Annotated in this window: 17 protein-coding genes; 8 read left to right on the top strand and 9 right to left on the bottom strand. The window is 64.0% G+C overall.

Annotated elements, in window-relative coordinates; all coding sequences use genetic code 11:
- Positions 1 to 2 precede the first annotated feature (2 nt).
- On the bottom strand, positions 3 to 803 hold the full coding sequence (locus NKI46_RS17670; RefSeq protein ID WP_023692211.1) for a beta/alpha barrel domain-containing protein: 801 nt from the start codon (positions 801 to 803) through the stop codon (positions 3 to 5).
- Between the two features lie 162 nt (positions 804 to 965).
- Between NKI46_RS17670 and NKI46_RS17665 the strand changes: the two genes are divergently transcribed.
- The 3 genes from NKI46_RS17665 to NKI46_RS17655 all read left to right on the top strand — a co-directional run bounded on the left by NKI46_RS17665 (position 966) and on the right by NKI46_RS17655 (position 4121).
- Positions 966 to 1727: a DeoR/GlpR family DNA-binding transcription regulator gene (locus NKI46_RS17665; protein WP_352747286.1), complete on the top strand. Its 762-nt coding sequence runs from the start codon at positions 966 to 968 to the stop codon at positions 1725 to 1727.
- A 254-nt stretch (positions 1728 to 1981) separates the two neighbouring features.
- Entirely contained in the window at positions 1982 to 3130 is a 1149-nt protein-coding gene (locus NKI46_RS17660; RefSeq protein ID WP_023714869.1) for a Gfo/Idh/MocA family protein, read from the top strand.
- A gap of 13 nt (positions 3131 to 3143) precedes the next feature.
- The gene (locus tag NKI46_RS17655) at positions 3144 to 4121 is read left to right on the top strand and encodes an alpha/beta hydrolase (RefSeq protein WP_031197971.1); all 978 of its coding nucleotides are present in this window, start codon (positions 3144 to 3146) and stop codon (positions 4119 to 4121) included.
- On the opposite strand, the gene NKI46_RS17650 is transcribed toward NKI46_RS17655, so the two are convergent.
- Positions 4109 to 5173 carry a LacI family DNA-binding transcriptional regulator gene (locus NKI46_RS17650; protein WP_031197970.1) on the bottom strand — a complete coding sequence of 355 codons (1065 nt, stop codon included), beginning with the start codon at positions 5171 to 5173 and terminating at the stop codon, positions 4109 to 4111. The two genes, NKI46_RS17655 and NKI46_RS17650, sit on opposite strands and share 13 nt — an antisense overlap.
- Positions 5174 to 5397: 224 nt before the next feature.
- On the opposite strand from NKI46_RS17650, the gene NKI46_RS17645 reads away from it, so the two are divergent.
- Positions 5398 to 6783, top strand: coding sequence for an FAD-binding oxidoreductase (locus tag NKI46_RS17645; RefSeq protein ID WP_023667911.1), 1386 nt, complete (start codon positions 5398 to 5400; stop codon positions 6781 to 6783).
- 13 nt (positions 6784 to 6796) lie between these two features.
- Here the strand turns inward: NKI46_RS17645 and NKI46_RS17640 are convergent, their stop codons facing one another.
- A complete protein-coding gene (locus NKI46_RS17640) occupies positions 6797 to 7441 on the bottom strand; it encodes a YjbE family putative metal transport protein (protein WP_023667912.1) in 645 nt (214 codons plus the stop codon).
- Positions 7442 to 7698: 257 nt separating this feature from the next.
- On the opposite strand from NKI46_RS17640, the gene NKI46_RS17635 reads away from it, so the two are divergent.
- The 3 genes from NKI46_RS17635 (at position 7699) to NKI46_RS17625 (ending at position 10887) form a co-directional block, all read left to right on the top strand.
- Positions 7699 to 8340: a ThuA domain-containing protein gene (locus NKI46_RS17635; protein ID WP_352747162.1), complete on the top strand. Its 642-nt coding sequence runs from the start codon at positions 7699 to 7701 to the stop codon at positions 8338 to 8340.
- A gap of 139 nt (positions 8341 to 8479) precedes the next feature.
- Positions 8480 to 9586, top strand: a complete 1107-nt coding sequence (locus tag NKI46_RS17630; protein WP_352747159.1) for an OmpA family protein — start codon at positions 8480 to 8482, stop codon at positions 9584 to 9586.
- A gap of 56 nt (positions 9587 to 9642) precedes the next feature.
- Positions 9643 to 10887 (top strand): caspase family protein, encoded by a 1245-nt coding sequence (locus NKI46_RS17625; protein ID WP_352460812.1) that lies wholly within the window; start codon positions 9643 to 9645, stop codon positions 10885 to 10887.
- Positions 10888 to 10945: 58 nt separating this feature from the next.
- Here the strand turns inward: NKI46_RS17625 and NKI46_RS17620 are convergent, their stop codons facing one another.
- Positions 10946 to 11509, bottom strand: coding sequence for a DUF6931 family protein (locus NKI46_RS17620; protein ID WP_352460806.1), 564 nt, complete (start codon positions 11507 to 11509; stop codon positions 10946 to 10948).
- Positions 11510 to 11738: 229 nt separating this feature from the next.
- Between NKI46_RS17620 and NKI46_RS17615 the strand changes: the two genes are divergently transcribed.
- Positions 11739 to 12275: an OmpA family protein gene (locus NKI46_RS17615; protein ID WP_352460805.1), complete on the top strand. Its 537-nt coding sequence runs from the start codon at positions 11739 to 11741 to the stop codon at positions 12273 to 12275.
- Positions 12276 to 12363: 88 nt separating this feature from the next.
- Here the strand turns inward: NKI46_RS17615 and NKI46_RS17610 are convergent, their stop codons facing one another.
- The 5 genes from NKI46_RS17610 to NKI46_RS17590 form a co-directional block, all read right to left on the bottom strand.
- Positions 12364 to 14019, bottom strand: coding sequence for a caspase family protein (locus tag NKI46_RS17610; RefSeq protein WP_352460804.1), 1656 nt, complete (start codon positions 14017 to 14019; stop codon positions 12364 to 12366).
- Positions 14020 to 14242: 223 nt separating this feature from the next.
- A complete protein-coding gene (locus NKI46_RS17605; RefSeq protein WP_352747155.1) occupies positions 14243 to 16639 on the bottom strand; it encodes a M23 family metallopeptidase in 2397 nt (798 codons plus the stop codon).
- Entirely contained in the window at positions 16636 to 17049 is a 414-nt protein-coding gene (locus tag NKI46_RS17600; protein WP_023738403.1) for a DUF1036 domain-containing protein, read from the bottom strand. The genes NKI46_RS17605 and NKI46_RS17600 overlap by 4 nt, the downstream gene beginning before the upstream one ends.
- 59 nt (positions 17050 to 17108) lie before the next feature.
- On the bottom strand, positions 17109 to 19520 hold the full coding sequence (locus NKI46_RS17595) for a serine/threonine-protein kinase (RefSeq protein WP_023738404.1): 2412 nt from the start codon (positions 19518 to 19520) through the stop codon (positions 17109 to 17111).
- The gene (locus tag NKI46_RS17590; protein ID WP_023692196.1) at positions 19517 to 20275 is read right to left on the bottom strand and encodes a PP2C family protein-serine/threonine phosphatase; all 759 of its coding nucleotides are present in this window, start codon (positions 20273 to 20275) and stop codon (positions 19517 to 19519) included. Before NKI46_RS17590 ends, NKI46_RS17595 begins: the two co-directional genes overlap by 4 nt.
- Positions 20276 to 20331: the final 56 nt, after the last annotated feature.

The raw sequence follows: 20331 nt of genomic DNA, 5'->3' as shown, positions 1-20331 counted from the left end.
GTTCAGGCACCCGCCTTCGCCAGGGCGTCTTGCGCCGAAAGGCCGTCATGGATGACGCCGCGAAAGGCAAGCGCTGCCTTCTCCGGATCGCCGTGCCCCCAGAGATTGCGGCCGACCACGGCGCCGCGCGCGCCGGCACGGATGGCGTCCGCCGTCTGCTGAAGCGCGCCGAGCAGCGTATCGGTCTTTGGACCGCCCGCGATGACAACCGGCACCGGGCAGGTCCGGACGGTCTCCCGGAACGACTCGAAATCGCCGGTGTAGCCGATCTTGATCACGTCGACGCCGGACTCGTAACCGATGCGCGCCGCATAGGCGATCTCGTCGGGGGTGAAGACGATCTTTGCTCCGTCGGTGAAATCGCGAGGGTAGATATGCGCCACCACAGGCATGCCGTAGCGGGCCGCCGCATTCACCGAATCGGTCAGCCAGCGTATGTATTTGCCCTCCGTCGCGCCGCGCACCGGAATGGCCACGGCCAACGCATCGGCGCCCGCGCGCACCGCATCCTCGGGCGTTGCGATCAGCTCGCTGATGCGATCGTCCGCGGTGAAACAGCCCGCCTGAATTACCAGGGAAGCTTTGCCCGCATATTGCGGCCACAGATGGCGCGCAGTGCCAGGCTGGATGCTGACATAGTCGGGTTTGCCCGCCATGACGCGTGCGAGCGCACCCGGCAGGTCGGCAAGGCCGCCTTTGCGCACGTCGCCATAGCCGACGAAGTGGTCGACCGCGCCGCCAAAAAGGTTCCCCGATGGATGCGAGAAGAGGCGCGCGAGACGCACCTTGGTTCCTAGGCTCATGAGTCCAAAATTCCCTGATCGGTTGATTTAAAAATGCTCAATCCAGTGTTTCCGAAAGAAAAAAGAAAAACAATCTTTCGAAAGCTTTCGAATCTGCATATTTCCGGTAAGGTGAGCCGAGGCCGGCGCGATTGCTCGGCGCAGGCAGGCAAGGGCAGGGCAATGTTGTCGGAGCAGAGACGCCAATCGATCCTGGGCGAGGTGCAACGCAGCGGACAGGTTCGCATCAAGGACCTGTCGGACGGGTTTGGCGTGTCGGAGGTCACGGTGCGCTCCGACCTCGAAATACTGGACCGCAAGGGACTGCTGACCAAGACCCGTGGAGGAGCGGTGACCCGGACCACCGATTCGACGACGGCCGCGTTCGCGCGGCGGATGCAAACGAACCTCGACGCAAAGAAGCGCATCGCCCGGGCGGCGCTCGACCTTTTCGAGGACAACCAGTCGATCATCTTCGACGGTGGCTCGACCTTGATGCAGCTTGCCATGCAGTTACCGCCGCTCAGCAATGTCGTGGTCGCGGCCACGGCCATGAATATCGTGCAGCATCTTATGCATCGTCCCGGGCTCGACGTTCATATGATCGGCGGCCGGGTCTATCCCGACACGGTGAGCACGCTGATCACCGATGCCGATACGGCTCTCGGCGGCCTGGTAGCGCATCAGGTCTTTGTTGGAGCGCATGCGGTAGACTCGTCACTGGATGTGGTCGACGTGAACGAAGACATGGCGCGAACGAAGCGAAACCTCGTTCGCATGGCCCGGCGCGTTGTCCTGCTCGCCGATTCGAGCAAATGGGGCGTCAGCGGGACGTCCAAGGCATTTTCGCTGTCGGCCGTCGATGTGGTGATCACCGACGATGGCCTGCCCGGTCCAATACGCAGCGAGCTTGATGGGATCGGGGCCAAGGTGATCTATGCCTGAACCCATCCCGGTCTCTGATGCGCGACGGAAAGCGCGCATGAGCCACGGGCTTCGCAGCGGCCGTCGGCCGTTTTTCATGCCGGTCATGTTCTCCTCCTCACGCTGGCGGCCTCCCAGTGCACGCCAGAATTCTCATAAGCTCTATAAAAATTTTACGCGCGTCAACATTTAAAGTCCTGTATAGCGGATTGCGGGGGGTCGTGGGAACTGCAACGGTTGCGCAGCATGCCCTTGGCTTCGGAGGAAAGCTGGAAATGCACGGAAAATCAGAGACAAAGCTCGGCATCGGTGTCATCGGCTGCGGCAACATCTCGATGACCTATCTGCGCAATGCAGCGCTCTTTGGTGGTGTCGAGCTACGCGCCTGCGCCGACATTTCCGCTGACATGGCCGAGCTGCGCGCCAGGGAATACGGCATCCGCGCCCTCGGCGTTGACGCGCTGCTGGCCGACCCCAATATCGACCTCGTGCTGAACCTGACAATCCCCGCGGCGCATTTCGATATTTCGTTCTCGGCGCTTTCGGCGGGCAAGCACGTCTTCACCGAAAAGCCGTTGGCAACCTCCGCCGCCGACGGCCGCCGGCTTGTCGCCGAGGCCGCGAAGCGCGGCCTGCTGATCGGCTCGGCGCCGGACACATTCCTGGGTGCAGCCGGCCGCCGCGCGCGCCGGCTGATGGATGACGGCGCGATCGGCAAGCCGGTGACCGGCACCGCTTTCATGATGGGACGGGGCATGGAGCACTGGCATCCCAATCCGCAATTCTACTATCAGCCCGGCGGCGGTCCGGTGTTCGACATGGGTCCCTACTACCTGACCATGCTGGTCAACCTGCTCGGACCGGTCGAGCGCGTCATGGCGATGGCGACGCACGGCCAGGAGGAGAGGCTGATCACGGCCGACGGGCCGTTCAAGAACACGACATTCAAGGTCGGCACGCCGACAAACATAGTGTCGCTGCTCGAATTCCGTTCCGGCGCCACCGTCACCTTCGGCGCCTCCTGGGACGTGTTCAAACACTCCAACCATCCGATCGAACTGCACGGCACCGAAGGCTCGCTCAGGCTGCCCGACCCCGACACGTTCGGCGGCACCGTTTCGCTGTCGGAGCGTGGCGCCGACTGGGCCGATTTCGCCAGCGAGAGCGAACTCTATGGCGACCGCAACTGGCCCTATTCCGCGCCCGACCGCGCCAATTACCGCATGCTCGGCGTCGCCGATCTGGCGCGCGCGCTGGCCGCGGGCAGAAAGCCGCGCGCCTCCGGTGAGCTGGCGCTGCATGTGCTTGAGATCATGGAGGCGATCCTGGGTTCGGGCGAAAGCCGTGGCTCGGTTGCCGTCAACGGCACGGTCGACCAGCCGCCGCTGCTTGGCGAAGACGAAGCCGCAACCCTGCTTGCCTGACGGAGGTTCGCCCGTGACGCCACCGTCCCCGTCGCCCCTAGATCCGGAGGCCCGGCATGTGCTCGAGCTCGGCAGCCAGGCCGGCGCGCCGCCGTTCGAAACGGGAACGCCTGAGCAGGCGCGCCGCGCCTACAATGAAGGCTTCCCGACCCTGCAAGGCGAGCGCGAGCTGGTCGCGTCGATCAGCGAGCGCATCATTGCAGGACCCGGCGGTCCGCTGAGGCTCAGGATCTATCGCGGGCAGGGCGCGCCTTCGGCAGGCGCTCCGGCGCTGCTCTATCTCCATGGCGGCGGCTGGGTAATCGGCAATCTCGACTCGCATGACGAGATCTGCCGCTGGTTCGCCAACGAGGCAGTCGCTGTCGTCGTTTCCGTCGACTACCGGCTGGCGCCGGAACACAAATTCCCGGCGGCAATAGAGGATTGCCGCGCAACGCTCAACTTCATGCAAAGCGCGGCGGACGAACTCGGCATCGAGGCTGCCAGCATTGCGGTTGCCGGCGACAGCGCCGGCGGCAATCTCGCTACGGTGCTCGGCCTGCTCACGCGGGGGGACAAAAATCCGCCGGCAGCGCAGCTGCTGTTTTATCCCAACACCGATGCCGGGCAGACGACGGACAGCTATCGCCGCTTCGCCATAGGCTTTGGCCTGACCGCCTCGACCATGGCCTGGTTCCGCGACCATTATGTCCGCAATGCCGCCGACATCGGCGACTGGCGTACCTCACCGCTGAAGGCGGAAAGCCTCGCCGGTGCGCCGCCCACCTTCATCGCCATCGCCGGTCACGACATCCTCGCCGACGAAGGCGAGGCCTATGCCAGGCGTCTGCAGCAGGCTGGCGTGCCGGTCGTGCTGGAACACTGGCCCGGTCAGATCCACGGCTTCGTCTCGATGGGCCGTCACGGCCCGGCAGCGAGACAGGCGGTTGCCGCCGCCATTGCCGCGTGGCGAAGCTTCGATCCTGCCTTTGGAAAGGCTCAAGCGGACTGACGCATCACCAGGGCGGCGTCGAGGCTGACCTTCGGCGCGACGTTTGCCGTATCCTCGTTGAGCAAAGCGAGCAGTGTCTCGACGCTGCGCCCCGCCATGGCGGCAAAATCCTGCGCGATGGTGGTCAGTGCGGGGCAGGTGTAGCGGCTCAGCGGATGGTCGTCATGGGCGGCGATACGCAGGTCGCAATCGGCCTTGCGGCCGATCTTCAGCCCTTTCGCGAAGGCTGCCGCCATCACGCCGAAAGCCAGGCGGTCATTCGCACACAGTATGGTCTTGCCGGGCAGACCTCCGGTCTTGCCGGGCAGACCCCCGGTCTTGCCCGGCAGGCCGCTGGCCCCGAGCATCTGTTCCATCTGCTTGTAGCCGATGCGCTCGAAATCCCATGTGTAGTCTCGGGTGTTGCCGATAACCACCGGCTCCTGGCCAAGTTGACGCATCGCGGCGACGTAACTGTTCAGGCGCTCCGGCGAATTGTGATTGACATGCGGGATGTCGAAATAGACCGGGGCGTCGCCGGAGCGGCAGAGATAGTCGACGATGGTCGAGACGCTCTGGGCATTGTTGTTGCCGACAAAGGGCGTGCCGCCTTCAAGATAGGTGTCGAAATAGACGACCGGCATTGTCTGGGTCAGCTTCTCCAGCGTGCGCCGGTCCGAGCGCAAGCCGAGCGGCGCGATCAGCGCGCCCGAAACTTTCAGCGACAGGATGGTACGTGTCGCCTCCATTTCGAGCTCGGTTGAGCCATGCGAGGAGATGACGATCGGCCAGTAGCCCTCGTCGCGCAGCCTGAGCTCGATGCGGCTGACCATTTCGGAATAGAAGGGATCGGTGACCGTCGGTACGACAATGCCGATGGCGCGGGTGCGCTTGCGGTTGAGGTTGCGGGCAAACAGATTGGGCTGGTAGTCGGACGACCGCAACGCCTCTTCGATGCGCTTGCGCGTTGCCGGCTTGACGCTGGTCGGATCGTCGAAATATTTCGACAGCGTCGGCCTGGAGACGCCGCAGGAGCGGGCGAAATCCTCCATCGTCTTGTGCGTCATTGGCATTCAATCCTCGTCTGGCACGCGCCAGAACCTCGGTCATCCCTTGACGCTGCCCACGGTCCTGCAGCCGGCGCGTCCGCCACGCAACGGCAGACGAAATTTACAGGAAACGTCAGTGGGTTCAACGCGCAATGACAGATTATACCTGCGTAAATTTGTTCAATTGACGCGAAAATTGTCGCGCATCAAAGTCTCGGTCACAAAGAGCGCTGAAAAGTCCAGGCACCATGACACAACAGATCGATCGGCTTCTTTCCCAGCTATATCGTCGGCTCGATGCCGCCGCGATTGTGATCTGCGATGCTATCGATCCGCGCTATGGCGACGACCTCTCCGGCAAGGGCGGCGGCCAGCCCGAACTGGTCTTGCGTCCGCGCAACGCCGCCGACGTCGCCGAAATCCTGCGCCTATGCAGTGGTATCGGCCAGAAGCTGGTCGTCCATGGCGGCCGCACCGGGCTGGCCGGCGGCGCGCGCGTGCAGCCGGGCGAAGCGGTGCTGTCGCTGGAGCGCATGACCGCGGTCGAAGCGCCCGACGGCGCCGCGGCAACCATCATCGCGGAAGCCGGCGCGCCGCTGCAAATGGTGCAGGAAGCGGCCGATGCGTCCGGCCTGATGTTCGGCGTCGATATCGGCGCGCGCGGCACGGCGACGGTCGGCGGCAACATCGCCACCAATGCTGGCGGCATTCGCGTGCTGCGCTACGGCATGTACCGCGCCCAGGTGCTGGGGCTGGAGGCCGTGCTTGCCGACGGCTCGATCCTGACTTCGTTGCGTGGCCTGGCCAAGGACAATTCGGGATACGATCTCAACCAGCTTTTCATTGGCAGCGAAGGCACGCTGGGCGTGGTTACTCGCGCCTGCCTGCGGCTGCATCCCAAGCCCGCCACCGAGGTTGCCGCCTTTTGCGCACTTGGCTCGCTGGAGGCGGCGATTGCGTTGCTGGGGTTGCTCAAGCAGCGGCTCGGGCCCTTGCTTTCGGCCTATGAGGTAAACTTCTCGCCGCTCTACGGCGCCATGATTGCCGGCATGGCCGCGCCGGCGCCGCTGCCTGCCGGCGCGCCGGTTTATGTTTTGGCCGAGATCCAGGGCAACCAGGCCGAGCTGGACGGCGAGCGTTTCGCTTCGGTGCTGATGCAGGCGGTCGAGGACGGCATCGTCGCCGACGTGGTCGTCTCGCAGTCGCCGCGCGAATTCCGTGCGCTATGGGATGTGCGCGAAGAGGCCAACCGCTTCCTGTTTGCGATCGAGGGCATGATCGGCGTCGACATCAGCATCCCGTTGGCGACCATGGCGGGTTTCCTGCGCAACGCCGAAGCCGCGATCCACGCCGTCGACAGCCGCGCCGAGATCTACGTCTTCGGCCATCTCGGCGACGGCAATCTGCACTATCAGGTCGACACCACGGAACCGGCGGCCGCCTATGAGATCATCTATCGCGGCGTGGCGGCATGCGGTGGCGCCGTCTCGGCCGAGCACGGCATCGGCCTCGACAAGAAGAAATGGCTGAACCTCGTGCGCAGCGACGCCGAAATATCAGCCATGCGCCGGCTGAAGGTGGCGTTCGATCCGCACAACATTCTCAACCCAGGGCGGATTTTCGATATCATTTGATCGCCAGGAGAATCTAGCTTGCAACTGGCGAGAGCAGCGCGTGTAAGTCGACCGTTCTCATCTGCTCGACGCCGTCCAGAGTCATATTTCCCGCGACATAGACGATGATTGCCAGACCGAGCCAGCCGATCCAGCGATACCTGGCAAGCAGCGCCGCCACCAGCGTCGAGGCGACCGCCATCAGAACCACCGACAGGATGAGACCGAACACCAGCGCATTCATGTCGTGGGCGGCGGCGCCCGCCACGGCCAGCACATTGTCCAGCGACATCGAGACATCGGCGACGACGATCTGCAGGATCGCGGTGCGCAGCGCCTTGGCCGGCCGCGCCGTCGCAAGTGCTACGGCTTCAGTGTCGACGTCCTCGCCGTCGCCGGCCGAGCGCAACTCCTGGAACATGTTCCAGCACACCCAGAACAAAAGCATGCCGCCGACCAGCATGATCCCCGGAATTTCCAGCAGTTGCACCGCGATCACCGCAAAGACGACGCGGATCACCGCCGCCGCGGCAATGCCGGCGATGATCGCCTTCTGCCGCAACGCCTTGGCGAGGCCTGCGGCCGCCATGCCGATCACCACGACATTGTCGCCAGACAGCACAAGGTTGATGGTGATGACTTCCAGATAAGCGGCGACAGTCGTCTGGTCGAAACTCATAGAGCGGTCTCCCCGGAAGGCTCCGGCTGGTTGCGGCGGATCGGACCGATGTCTGCGCAAACGCGAAGACAGCTGATTTGAGTGCAGCCCGGCATTGAAACAAGACGCCAGCGCGGCCAATCGGTCCTCATCCACGGAATTCATCGCCGGGTCGTGATTTCCGACCAGAAATGCCCGTCCCAGAATGCCCATCATGGAAGGGAAGACAAAAGCGTTCCGCTTGCCTATCAATATTGCCGACCAAAGGAGAGACGAGCATGAGCAAGACGGCACTGATTTTCTGGGGCGGATGGGAGGGTCACACGCCGGCCCGCAGCTCCGCTGTCGTCAGCGAGATATTGACGGGGCATGGCTTCGAAGTGCGGATAGAAGAGGGCACATCGGCGCTCGCCGATCCGCAGCTCCCGGCCATCGATCTGATCGTGCCGGTGATCACCATGTCGACGATCGAGAAACCGGAGCTGCAAAACCTCACCGCCGCCGTCAGCGGCGGAACCGGCCTTGCCGGGTTCCACGGCACCATGGGCGACAGTTTTCGCAACGAGCCGGCCTATCAGTTCATGACCGGCGGCCAATGGGTCGCGCACCCCGGCGACATCATCCACTACCGTGTCGACATCATCAGCGACGATCCGATCGTCAGGGGTATCGAGGGTTTCGCCTACCATTCCGAGCAGTATTACATGCATGTCGACCCGAGCAACGAGGTGCTGGCGACGACGACGTTCAGCGGTGAGCATCTCGACTTCATCGACGGCGTCGTCATGCCCGTGGTCTGGAAGCGCCGCTACGGCAAGGGCCGCGTCTTCTTCAGCGGGCTCGGCCACACCGCGGATGAGTTTTCCGTGCCGCAAATGCGCACCATCTTCGAGCGTGGGGTGCTGTGGGCCAGCCGGTAACCGGGGCCTGTCCGAGCATGCAACGGCGATATCACGCCTCCGCTACTCGCTAAGCCGCGGCTAACGCTCTATGCTGGCTGAGGTCACGGCGTTCGACCGCCGTCATCGCAACTGAAATGTGTTGTCACGGGGGACATGCATGTTCGGGGTCGTCGGATTAGTAAGGCATGGAAAGTGGTCGCAGCGCTGGCGTCCGCCCGCTCTGGTGGTCGTGGTGTTCGGTCTGTTGCTGCTTGCGCCGCAGGCGGCCAACGCGCAGCTGAACTGGACGCTCGATCCGGCGAATTCGACACTCACCTATCAATCGGTGAAGAAGAACACCATTGTCGAAACCAACAAGATCAGGAACCTCTCGGGCACGCTGACATCGGATGGCGCCGCCAAGGTCACGTTCGACCTCAACTCGGTCGACACCGGCATCGACCTTCGCAATGTCCGCATGCGCTTCCTGTTCTTCGAAACCTTTAAATTCCCGACGGCGGAAGTGACGGCGAAAGTCGATCCCGCCGCTTTTGCCGATCTCGCCACCAAACGGCGCATGAGCGCGCATATCCCGTTTCGCCTGAGCCTGCACGGCGTCGACAAGGACCTTGAGGCCGATGTAGTGGTCACCATGATCACCGACAGCATGGTGTCGATCGCCTCGGAGGCGCCGGTCGCCGTGCATGTCGAGGATTTCGGCCTGTTGCCCAACATCGAAAAACTCCAGCAGGCGGCCAATGTCAGCAGCATCGTCCCGACGGCTTCGGTGTCGTTCGACTTCGTCTTCACCGCTGATGGGGCCAAGCCGGCGGCGGCGCCTGCCGGCGCCGCCGCAGCCCCAGCCGATGCCGGGCCGGTCGCCACAGATGCAGGCAAGACGTCCTTCAGCGACGATGAATGCCTGAACAGGTTCGAGGTGCTGTCGCGCACCGGCGCCGTCTATTTTCGCCCAGCCAGCGCTCGGCTCGATGAAAAGAGCCGCCCACTGCTGGCCGAGGTGGTCGGCGTCGTCGGCAAATGTCCGAAACTGAAGGTCGAGGTTTCGGGCCATACCGATTCCGACGGCTCGCCGACGGCCAACAAGAACCTGTCGGAACGGCGCGCCAAGGCGGTCGCCGACGCGATCATCGCTGCGGGCATTCCATCGGCGCAGATCACGGCTTCCGGCTATGGCGAGGAAAAGCCGGTGGCGCCGAACGATACGCCGAAGAACAAGGCGCTGAACCGGCGGATCGAGTTCTCCGCCACGCCGCTCTCCAACTGAGCCGGTCCTTAACTGAGAAGGCCCGTCAACCGAAAAGGAATCCGGTGCGTTTGGACATGATTGCAAGTTGCGGCAACTTCATGCGCGGCATCGGCCTCGCCGTGCTGGCGCTTGCGTTGACCATGACCATTACCATGACCGCGGCCAGTGCCGAACGCCGCATCGCCCTGGTGCTCGGCAATTCCCATTACCGGAACGCGCCGGTGCTGCCCAATCCGGTGAACGATGCGCAGGCAATGTCCGATCGCCTGAAGGGGCTGGGCTTCGAAATCGTCTCCGGCCTCGATCTCACCAAGGCGCAGACGCAGGAAAAGATCGCGCAATTCGCGCGGCAGGTGCGTGGCGCCGATATCGCGCTGTTCTTCTATGCCGGTCATGGCCTGCAGGTCTCGGGCAGGAATTACCTGCTGCCTGTCGATGCGGCGCTGGAGGACGAGACCTCGCTCGACTTCGAAGCCGTGCAGGTGGACTTCATCCTGCGGCAGATGTCGCGCGAGACCAGCATCAGGCTGGTGTTCCTCGACGCCTGCCGCGACAACCCGCTCGCCGATGTGCTTGCCAAGGAGACTGGCGGCGACAGCACGGCAAGCAGCGGCCTTGCCGAAATACCGATCGAGAATGGCGGCGCCGGCACGCTGGTCGCCTTCGCTGCCAGTCCCAACCAGCTCGCCTATGACGGACCGGGCGAGCACTCGCCATTTTCGGCGGCGCTGCTTGCCCATATCGGCGAGGTCAACGTCTCGATCACCGAAGCGATGAACCGGGTTACGTCGGATGTGTTCAAGGCCACAGCCGGACGCCAGCGGCCCTGGATCAACGTTTCGCTGACCACCGATGTCGTGCTTCACAAGGTCGATCTCAAGGCGCCGCTGATCGTCGGCGATTCCGGCGCGGCTGCGCCCGAAGGCGATACGCAGGCGCGCACCGGCGCGGCCGCCAATCCGCCGGGTACGGACGCCGGCGAGCAGGCGCTGGAACAGCTGCGTGAGGAAATTCCGAAGCTGGGCTCGGACGCGCCAGTCCTTTTCGACGTTCCGGTCAATTTCGGCGACCCGGCGATCGACGGCAAGAGCATCGCCCAACTCATCCAGGGCAAGCCGCACTTCAGTCCGGTCGAGGGCCTGGAAAAGTCCGTCTGGGACAACCAGTGCAGCAACTGTCATCAATGGACCGAGGAGCGGCTGTGCGACCAGGCCAAGACCTACGTCACCAATGATGTCTCGGTGTTGCGCCTGCAACACCCGCTGGGCACGCGCTTCAAGGTGGCACTCGGCAAATGGGCGCAAAACGGCTGCAAATGAGACCGCCAACAATGGGTTGGATCAGATTTCAATGAAATCTCATCACGATCCAGAGCAATCAGGCTCGGCGCAGCGCCTCGGTTTCGGCCAGATGGATGCCCATCTCGACAAAGGCGGTGAGCACGGAGAAACGGTCCGCCACCGCAACCCGCGCCAGTCCGGCCAGTATGCCGGCATTGACGGCATGCGCAGCCGGCAGCGGCCGCAGCCTCGACCCGTTGGTCTGCGGCGTCAGGCCATTGATGTGCCGTTGCGCCGCTAGCGCGATCCAGCCGGCAGGCGTGTGCTGCTGCGTCATCGCCGCCCCGGCGACAGCCTCCCGGCGGCTTGCATTGTTGGGGTCGCCGACCCACTCCTGGATCAGTGCCAGCGTTGCGAGGTCCTGCTCTTCGAGCAGCTCGGTCAGATGCCCCAGGCACTCATGGCCCCACCAGATTGCGGCCCGGTCAGGCAGGAGATAGGCGCAAAAGGTAATCGCTTCCTCGGGGATGCGCCCGGCCATCAGCCGGCGGCAGAACTCGAGCGAGGGTTGGTCGGTCGGAACGGCCGTCATGTCCCGGGCGACAGCCGTGGTCGCGGCGAAGAGATCGCGTGCGGTCTGGAATCGAAGCCCGTTGACCATCGCTGCTGTTATCCTCCCCAAGCCCTCACTCAACCCGCCTGCGAGGCGCGGGTCAAGTCTGTCGACCACCACATGTCCATGACGTTGTTCACAGACAAACGCCTCACGGTTTGGTATATTCCACAGCCGACCGTGATCTCGACAGATCATTGTCGAACAGGAAGAGTTGGCCCGGATCCATGGATCGGGCCTGAGTGAAAATCGGATGCTCGAAACGGGAGTAACCGTTATGCAGCGGCACATTTTAGTCTTGGCATTGGCGACCGTGCTTTTCTCGACCCACGTCTATGCCGACCCACTTCAGAGATCGGAAGACATTGTGAAGTTCTTTGCCGGCGCGATCGATCACGGCGCGGCACGCGGGATTTGTGTCGGCACCGAGGACGAGTGCAAGAGCAAGACCAGCCAGAAAGAAAAGCCCCCGGAGAAGACCGGCCTCGATATGCTGATCAATTTCAGCCTGGATTCGTCCGAGCTCGACGCCAAGGCGCGCAGCGAACTCGACGAATTCGCCAAGGCGCTGAAGGACGATCGGCTGAGCAAGCTGTCCTTCGTCGTCGAAGGCTATACCGACGCATCCGGCTCGGCTACCTACAATGAAGGCCTGTCGCAGCGCAGGGCGCAATCGGTCACCGCCTTCCTCGAATCCAACGGCATCGAATCCACCCGCATCAAGGCGGTCGGTCTCGGCGAGGCCAATCCACGCAATCCCGATCCCTACGATCCCGTCAACCGGCGGGTCGAGATGCGGATCAAGGCGCAGTAGCTTCGCCGGCTGCGTCTTCCGGCCGTCGTCAAACACAACGCCGCGCGTCCAACGGACACGCGGCGTTTTTATTGTTTGACATGATCGATCAGTTCTTGAGCACGCCGCCGACCGCTACGCCGGTGCCGAAGATCAGCGCCTTGGTCAGGAAATCATTATTGTCCCGCGGCGGCGGCTCATCCTCGCGCACGACCTCGCGGTTGCGCCTTTTCTGCACGAACTGCTGTTGTCGGCGCGGCTTCTGGGCGTACTGCTTCTTGCGTGGCTTTTCCGCCACCGGCTTCAGCGTGCGGGCCTTCTGCACCACCTGTTTTTTCGGCTTGTCCACGCCGGCCTGGTCGGCCTCATGCTTGGCACGCACGGCCTCCATCATCGGATCCGTCTGGATAACCAGGAACGCCAGTTGCTCGCGCGTCAGGAAAGTGGTCGGAGGCAGCCCGTTCCCCTCTTGCCAGTCGCCGATCGCTTGCCGGGTCTTGGCGCCGATATTTCCGTCGACGCGGCCAAGCTCGTTGCCCAGCGCCTCGACGCGCAATTGCAGGTCGATGCGGCCCTGGCGATCGAGACCGATCGCGTTCTCCGTCGCCTCGGTGCCCAGCACCTTCTTCATGTCGTCCGAAATGCCTACCGAGGTGCGCACGGCAGAACCCGAGTTCGCTTCTTCGGCAGCAAGCGCGGCGACTTCCCGTTCCTGGGCTTTCGGATCGTTCAGCGCATCGATGTTGAGCCGCGCCACCGTGGCGAAGCGGCCATTCGGGAACTGTTCGAGATAGGCTTCGTAGAATGGCGCGGTGTTGCGCTTCGAGGCCTCGTCCCAAAGCCGCTGCTCGACTTCCCACGAAGGCGGTTCGCTGGTGACGAGAGCGGGGGCGGCCGCTGCCGCGGCGTTCGCGTCATCGGCGGCCGGTTTTGCCACCGGCACGGCTTCGGCGGCCGGTTTGCCAAGGAAAACCTCGCGGCCCAGCGATGCGTTGTGCCATGGCCGCTGGCGGCCTTGCGTGGTCTCGGCCACTTCGCCGCGCACCCGCGTCAGCGCGCTCTGGATCTCGACGCCGGGTTCGGTCAGGTGCCTGGCGAGCGCGGTCGAGTAGGGGCTGTCGACGCCGTTGCCGTCAAAGGCGATGGCGCCCGGGTCGGTGGCATAGGCAATCAGGATGCCGCCGGTGCCGACGCCCTCTGATTTAGGGTCGATCGGCGCCAGGCCGGTGCCCAGCGCGGTGGAGCGGGTCTTCGGCATCGCGGCCGCCAGTGTGCGTGCCAGCGGATTGTCGCGGCAGGCATCGAGGATGATGACGCCGACCGCCGGGTCGGGTGGCAATGCGGCCATGAGGTCGTCGATCTGGACGGTGCGGGTCTTGAGATAGGCAGGTGACGTCAATTCGGCGTCGACCGGGATCAAAAAGTTCTTGCCGTCCACCTGCATGCCGTGGCCGGCATAGAAGATGACGGCGAGGTCGGCATCGTAGGACCGCTCGGTGAATTTGCTGATCAGGCTGTGCATGCCGGCATTGTCCTGGTCGACGCCCTCGATCACCTCGAAGCCGGCATTGCGCAGCGTCGATGCGATGAGATGCGCGTCATTGGCCGGATTGGGCAACTCGACGGCATGGACGTATTTGCTGTTGCCGATGACCAGCGCGACGCGTTTGACGCCACCGGCATCCGGCGCCGCCGCCTGGACGGTGCCAAGCGCGGTCAGCACTAACAGAACAATTCCGCTCAAAAGGACGGCAAACGCTTTCATGGGATCGGCCCTCCGCCCCAATGGGGCGCGTTATTGATGGCTGCGCATGCTAAATTTCACCAGCGACTGTATCGCTTCTGCCAAAATGGCTGTTGGGCGTATGTGATCCCAGCCACAGTTTTGGTTCACAAGGACCCAAAAACCTTCCCAAATATCCGCAAACATACCATTCGCCGGCCTCAGAACCAATCGGCTTGGCGAAAGCCGGGGCAAACTGCCAGCTCTAGCCCGGCTCAAGCGTATTTTGGATGGAGCCGACCAGTGCCGTTATCGCCTCCTTGTATTTTTCGAACTCCGGCGATGTCTGGCGGACTTCCGTCGTCGTCTGCTGGCCCGCATCGGTGGTGGCGGGCGTCGGCAATTTGCGGCCCATCTTCCGTTCCGCCCAGTCGACGACGTAGCTAGCGGTCTTGCCGGTAAGAAATGGGTTGGCCTGGATAACGGACGATCCGAGCACGGCGCTCAACTGCGCCGATCCTGGCGACGCCAGCACCTGATGGGCGCCTTCCATGCCGAGGAAATGGCAGAGATAGAGCCGGCCGGCGGTGATCTGGTGGCCACGCGCCTTGAGATAGGCTTCGCCCTCGCGCGCCAGATTGCGCACCATCTCACGCGAGATGGTGGCGTCGTAGCGCAGCGCCAGCAGATCGGCCGTCGACAGCGATCGCGCGAGTTCGGGACGATAGGTGTTCATCATCCGGATCCAGGTCTTGGATATGAACTGGCCGGCGCCTGTCGCCGAAGACAGCGGGTTCTTGGCCCGCGCGCTACCGCCCGATTCGACGTGGACGATACGGTCGGTCAGCGTTTCGACGGCGGGATCGCTGGAAGTGACGGCGATTGCAGCGGTCACTGTTCCGAGCGGATCGATCGCCTGACCGCTCTGATAGAGTTCGAAATGCAAATGTGGCCCGGTCGACAGGCCGGTGGTGCCGATATAGCCGATAATGTCGCCGGCCTTCACCTTGGTGCCGACACCGCTGGCAATGGCGAATTTCGACATATGCGCGTAGCGCGTCTCGCGGCCGCCGCCATGGGCGATCTTGACCACATTGCCGTAGCCGCCGCCGTCGCCCTGGAAGATGATCTCGCCGTCGAAGGCTGCTGCGATCGGGGTCCCCACGGGTGCTGCCCAGTCGACGCCCTTGTGGATGCGAACAACGCCCAGGATCGGATGCTTGCGCGGCCCGAAGGTCGACGTCATGACACCGTTGACCGGCGTCACCATGCCGTTGGCCACCGTCAGCGAGCGCACCTGGTCATCGCCCGAGACGCAGGAAAACTGGCCGTCGCCCTGCTGGAAAACGAAACAATCCAAGCTCTTTTGCGTGCCTTGGATACCGACATAGAGCACCCGTCCGTCGGTCTCGTTCTTGCCGCGCGGCGTCTGCGAATAGATCAGCACAAGGCGCTGGTCCTCGCTGGCGAAAGCATCCAGATCCTGTCCGCGCGACAGATACATAATGGCTTCGCCGATGATGCCGCTCGGCACATTGTTGCGGGCCGCCGTCGAGTAGATCGCGTCGAGCAGGCGGTATTGCCGTTTCTGCGTGCCTTCGGTCTCGGCGCCCGAATAATTGAACAGGTCCTCGCGCACCCACGGGTCGACGCCCGACACGAAGGCGCCCGCCGCGTTGCGTGTCAGCGTGCCGACAAAGACGTTCCTGGCGTAGATCGAAACCTGCATCAGCGACATCGTCGTGGTCTCGCGCGTCGGCCTGAAGCCGCGCATCGCCACGACATAACCAGGCTGCAGGCCGTCCTTGTCGAACAGCGCCTTCAGCGCCTCGCCGGCAAGCTTTGCGTCGTCGGCGGAAAAATGCGCATCGAGCGCCACGCTGTCCAGGCTGCGGTCGTTGAGGATTTTCACGAAAATGTCCTCGGTCGCCTCGAAGCGCTGGTATTCCGAGCTGACGGTGGCAACGCTGGTGTTGTTTTCGACCGGTGTCTTCTGAAAGGCGGGGAGTGCTGCTTCGCCCTCATCGATGGTCTCGCCCCAGCCGGCCTCGGGGTCATCGGCCGCCGCCGATGCACCCGGAGCGACCTGCGGGTCAGGAGCTGGGCCGGAGGCCGCCGGAGCCCCGTCCGCGCCGGGCGATGGTTGAAGATCGTTCTGCAGGTCATTCTGCGGATCGTTGGGTTCGGCGGGTGGCGCGACCGCGGTCTTCCGCTGCGCCTGAAAGAAAGCGAAATCCTCTTGCGTCGACGGGATCGTCGTCATGAATTTTTCGCTGGCGCTCAGCATCACGTCGGAGAGAACCATGATCTGAGGGGAGATGCCGGCCTGGTCGAGCTCCGTCGGGCGCGGCATCCTGCGGCTCTTGGCGGCGCCGGCCTCCGGCGCCAGTGTGATCCACATCGGGTCGCCGGCAAGGTCGATGATGGCCGGCACATAGACCGATGCGTCGGCCGGTACGTCGTCCGAGCCTTCGACGGCGTGCAGTTCCTCGTCCTCGTCGCCGAACGACCAGTAGTCGGCGGTAAGATAGAAGCCGGTGGCAATCGCGGCGAGGACGATTGTCGCCAGGCCAGCCGCCAGCCCGAGCCAGTTCCTGCGCCTGCGCAGCGCGGCGCGCGCCTGCTTCTTTGCCTTGAAGCTGGTGTCGATGCTGTGCGTCACGGCGCGCTTCCGGTCAGGAAGAAGGTCCAGCGCCCCTGTTCCTGGGTGTCGACTTCGAGAAACTTCGCCGCGATATGGCCGCGCTGCCAGCATTCATCGATGCCGCGGATCGAGAACCGCCGCCGCTCGATGCACATGTCGGTGGAGCCTGCCAGAATGGCGTGGCCGAACACATCCGTCGCGTAGATGTAGATGTAGCGGTTGGTCAGCTCCTCGCGAATGACGTTGACGCATTGATTGGCGCCGATGGTCCACCAGCCATCGGTCTGGTCGGCATCGTCGATCTTCTGACCTACGGCAAGATTGACGACGTCGAGCGTCTGGTTGCAGACGGTGAATTCGGCGCGCGCCTGCCCAGTGGAAAGAAGCGCCAGCAACAGCGTCGCAACCGCGCTCGCGGCGAGCTTCACCCGCACATTCCGGGCAAGCAGGACGGGATCTCGGCGACGGCGTTGCATCGGCGTCGGTGCTAGCCGCCGAGGCGGAAATATTTGGCGGTCGCCGAAAATGCCGAACTCCTGGCGCCGATCTCGTCGAGTATCCTGGGCAACAGCACCGAGGCCGGCGTCGGCGTTGTGAAGTCCGCCGCCTTAATGTCCTGCGGCCCGGTGATCACCATGATGATCTGCGGCAACGCCTTGCCTGCCGCCTTGTCGGCGGCGCCGAGCCCGATCGGGATCGAGAAGGTCGCCTTGTCGGCTTGTACGACAACATGGTCGTCGAGGTTGAAGGCGATGCCCCTGTGGTCGATCAGGAACACGCTCGACACCAGCCCGCCATGCGTCACCAGCGTGCCGTCGATCGGCGAGCCGTCCGGCACCGATGTCTGGTCGAGGACAAGCTGCGGCCTGTCGGCCGTGCTCGCGCCCATGAAACGCAGGAAGCCGGTGATCCCGCATTGCGGGGGCTGGATAAGGCGGACGCTGATATCCGGCTCGACATGGAACTTCGCCTGGAATTCCCCAAGCAACTGTTCGAAGGGTGGCACCGACGTGCCGAAGCCCTCGATCGCGACACCCTTGTCGGTGGCCGACGTCACCGTCGCATAAAAACAGTCACCACCATTGAAGGCGCGTACCCAGGTGGCCCGCTCCGCGGCCGCATCGGCCGGTGGCGGCACCTCCGGCTTGGGCACGTTCATGGCAATTTCGGGCTCTGCCGGCTTGTCGGCCTGCTCACCGCTGGCGATATCGGGCTGGCTTGGCTTGGGCTCCGCGGTCGATTCAGGCGCCTGCGTGTCCGGCTTGGGCGCCTGCGCGGCCGGTTCAGGGGCCTGCGCCTTGGGCTCGGGCGCTTGAGCGGTGGGTTCCGGCGCCGGTGCTGTGGGCGTGGGTGCCTCGGCCGTCGGTTCAGGTGTTTGCGTGGCCGGCGCTGTCGCCTTGGGCTCTACCGGCGGACTGACAGGCTCGGGGTTCTTCGCGGCATCGGACTGTGACGGGCCGGATGGCGGTTGCAGCGCGACGGTCTTGTCGGTTGGTGCGGCCGGCAGCGGGGCCGTAGCGCTCGACGCGACTGGCGGCGTCGGCTGCGGCTCGACCGGCGCTTTGGCCTGATCTTCAGCCGGAGTCTCCGCTGGTTGCGGCTTTGGCACCGTCTTCTCGACCGGCGCAGTGTCCGGAACGGGCTTGTCAGCGACGATCGGCTTTGTCAGTTCGGGTTGGAGCGGCTTGCCGGTGTCGGCGACGCGAGGCCGGTCTCCGAATCCCACGATACTCGATGCATAGAGCCCTCCAAGCGATACCACGGCCACCGCCGACAGCACCGCGATCGTCAGATTTCTGCCTGTAGTAGCACGCTTCGGTGGTGTGCTTGCTCGCTTGGGAGTTTCAGCAGCCGGTTTCGGCTGCGACAGGTGCGCCGGGCGCACGTGCGGCACGAAAGACGGCTCCGCCGTGCCGCTTGGCGGGGCCGAACCGAAGCCTTGGGCCGGCGAGTCCCCGACCTTCGAGACAGGCCCTGCGGTCTGCCCGGTTCGCGGCAGGCCGGGCCGGGGCGCGAGCGATGCCGGCGGCAAGGTCGCGTCGCTGTCGTCGCGCGTCAACCGGGCGATTTCGGCCATGCTGGCCGGTCGATCATCCGGGTCAGGCTGCAGCATCGCTTCGACAATGTCCCTGAAATCGGCATCGATGCCGGAGAGATCAGGGACGGTCCGCCGTTTTTCGACGATCTCGTATTGCGAGCCGCCCATGTCGATCGGCTTGCCGCGCAGCGCCGCCGCCAGCACCAGCCCCAGGCTGTAGATGTCGGACTGTTCGCTGACCTCGCCGCCATAGAGCCCGAGCTGCTCGGGGGAGACGTAATTGTATTTTCCGGCAAACTTGCCGCCGATCAGCGTCTCGCCACCGACCGCGGCCGATCGCGCAATGCCGAAATCGATGATCTTTGCCCGCTCGACCCGGCCGCCCGGCAGGATGATGTTGTCGGGCGACAGATCGCGGTGGATGGCGCCGGCCTGGTGCACGGCGCTCAGGCCCGAGGCCAGCCGGTGGCACAGTTTGCGCACATCCGGAGTCGCCATCGCCCCGCCGCGCATGACGTCGTACAGCGACTGGCCGTCGACGAATTCCATCGCCAGATAGGGCCGCCCGATGCCGGGATCTATGGTGAAGACGTGGTAGCGCACGACCGCGTCATGCGACAGATGGTTGAGGATCGAGGCTTCCTTGCGAAACAGCGACAGGATCGTCTGGTCGCGGGCGAATTCCGGCAGCACGATCTTGATCGCGACATGATCGCCGGTCTGGATGTTGTGGCCGCGATAGACTTCGCCCATGCCGCCCGACGCGATGCGTTCGTCGAGCTCGTAGATGCCGCTGAGCTGCGTGCCGACGCTGGTATCCGCCATGTTGGGCAATAGCCGAGTCTTGTCGTCGGAGCTCATCGGTCGCGGCCTTCTGCTCGGGACAGGCCATTGCCTTTGTCTCTGATCTTGACCAGAACGATGGTGACGTTGTCCGTGCCGCCGCGCTCAAGCACCATGGAAAGCAGCTTTTCGCAGGCAGCCTGCGGCGCTGCCGAGAGCACTGCAGCCGCAATCTCCGCGTCACTGACATGCGCCGTCAGGCCGTCCGTGCTGAGGATGAAAATGTCGCCGGCAAGGGTCTCTCCCTGCTGGAAGTCGATGGCGATTTCATCGTTGACGCCGATGGCGCGGGTGATGACGTTGCGGCGCGGCCAGTTCTCCGCTTCGGCCGCGCTGATCGCGCCGCTGTCGAGCAGTTCCTGGACCTCGGTGTGGTCGCGCGAAATCTGCGAGATCGCGGCGTTGCGCACGAGATAGACGCGGCTGTCGCCCGACCACAGGCAGGCGAACCTGCCGTCCATGGCCAGCAGTGCGGCAACGGTGGAGCCGATGGTCACGCCGCGTGAGCGCGAAATCCGGCGGATCTCGGCATGCGCCCGGTTCAGCCGATCCTCAAAGCGGGCGCGCAGATCCGGCGCCGAACTGGCGATGCCGATCGTCGCCAGATGCTCGACAATGCTTGCCGAAGCGACTTCTCCGGCCTCGTGCCCGCCCATGCCGTCGGCCACCACCCAGAGGCCGATCCGCGGCTCGACCAGGAAGCTGTCCTCATTGTGGTCACGCACGCAGCCCTTGTGGCTCACGCCGTAGCTCTCAAAGGCGGCATCGTTCACTTGCCTACGCTCCGCAACGCCTTGGCTGACGTGCCTGGCCAGTCTGCCACAGCCCC

The sequence above is a fragment of the Mesorhizobium sp. M0615 genome (assembly GCF_040320805.1).
Taxonomy (GTDB): Bacteria; Pseudomonadota; Alphaproteobacteria; order Rhizobiales; family Rhizobiaceae; genus Mesorhizobium.
This window is presented reverse-complemented; position numbering and strand designations above follow the sequence as displayed.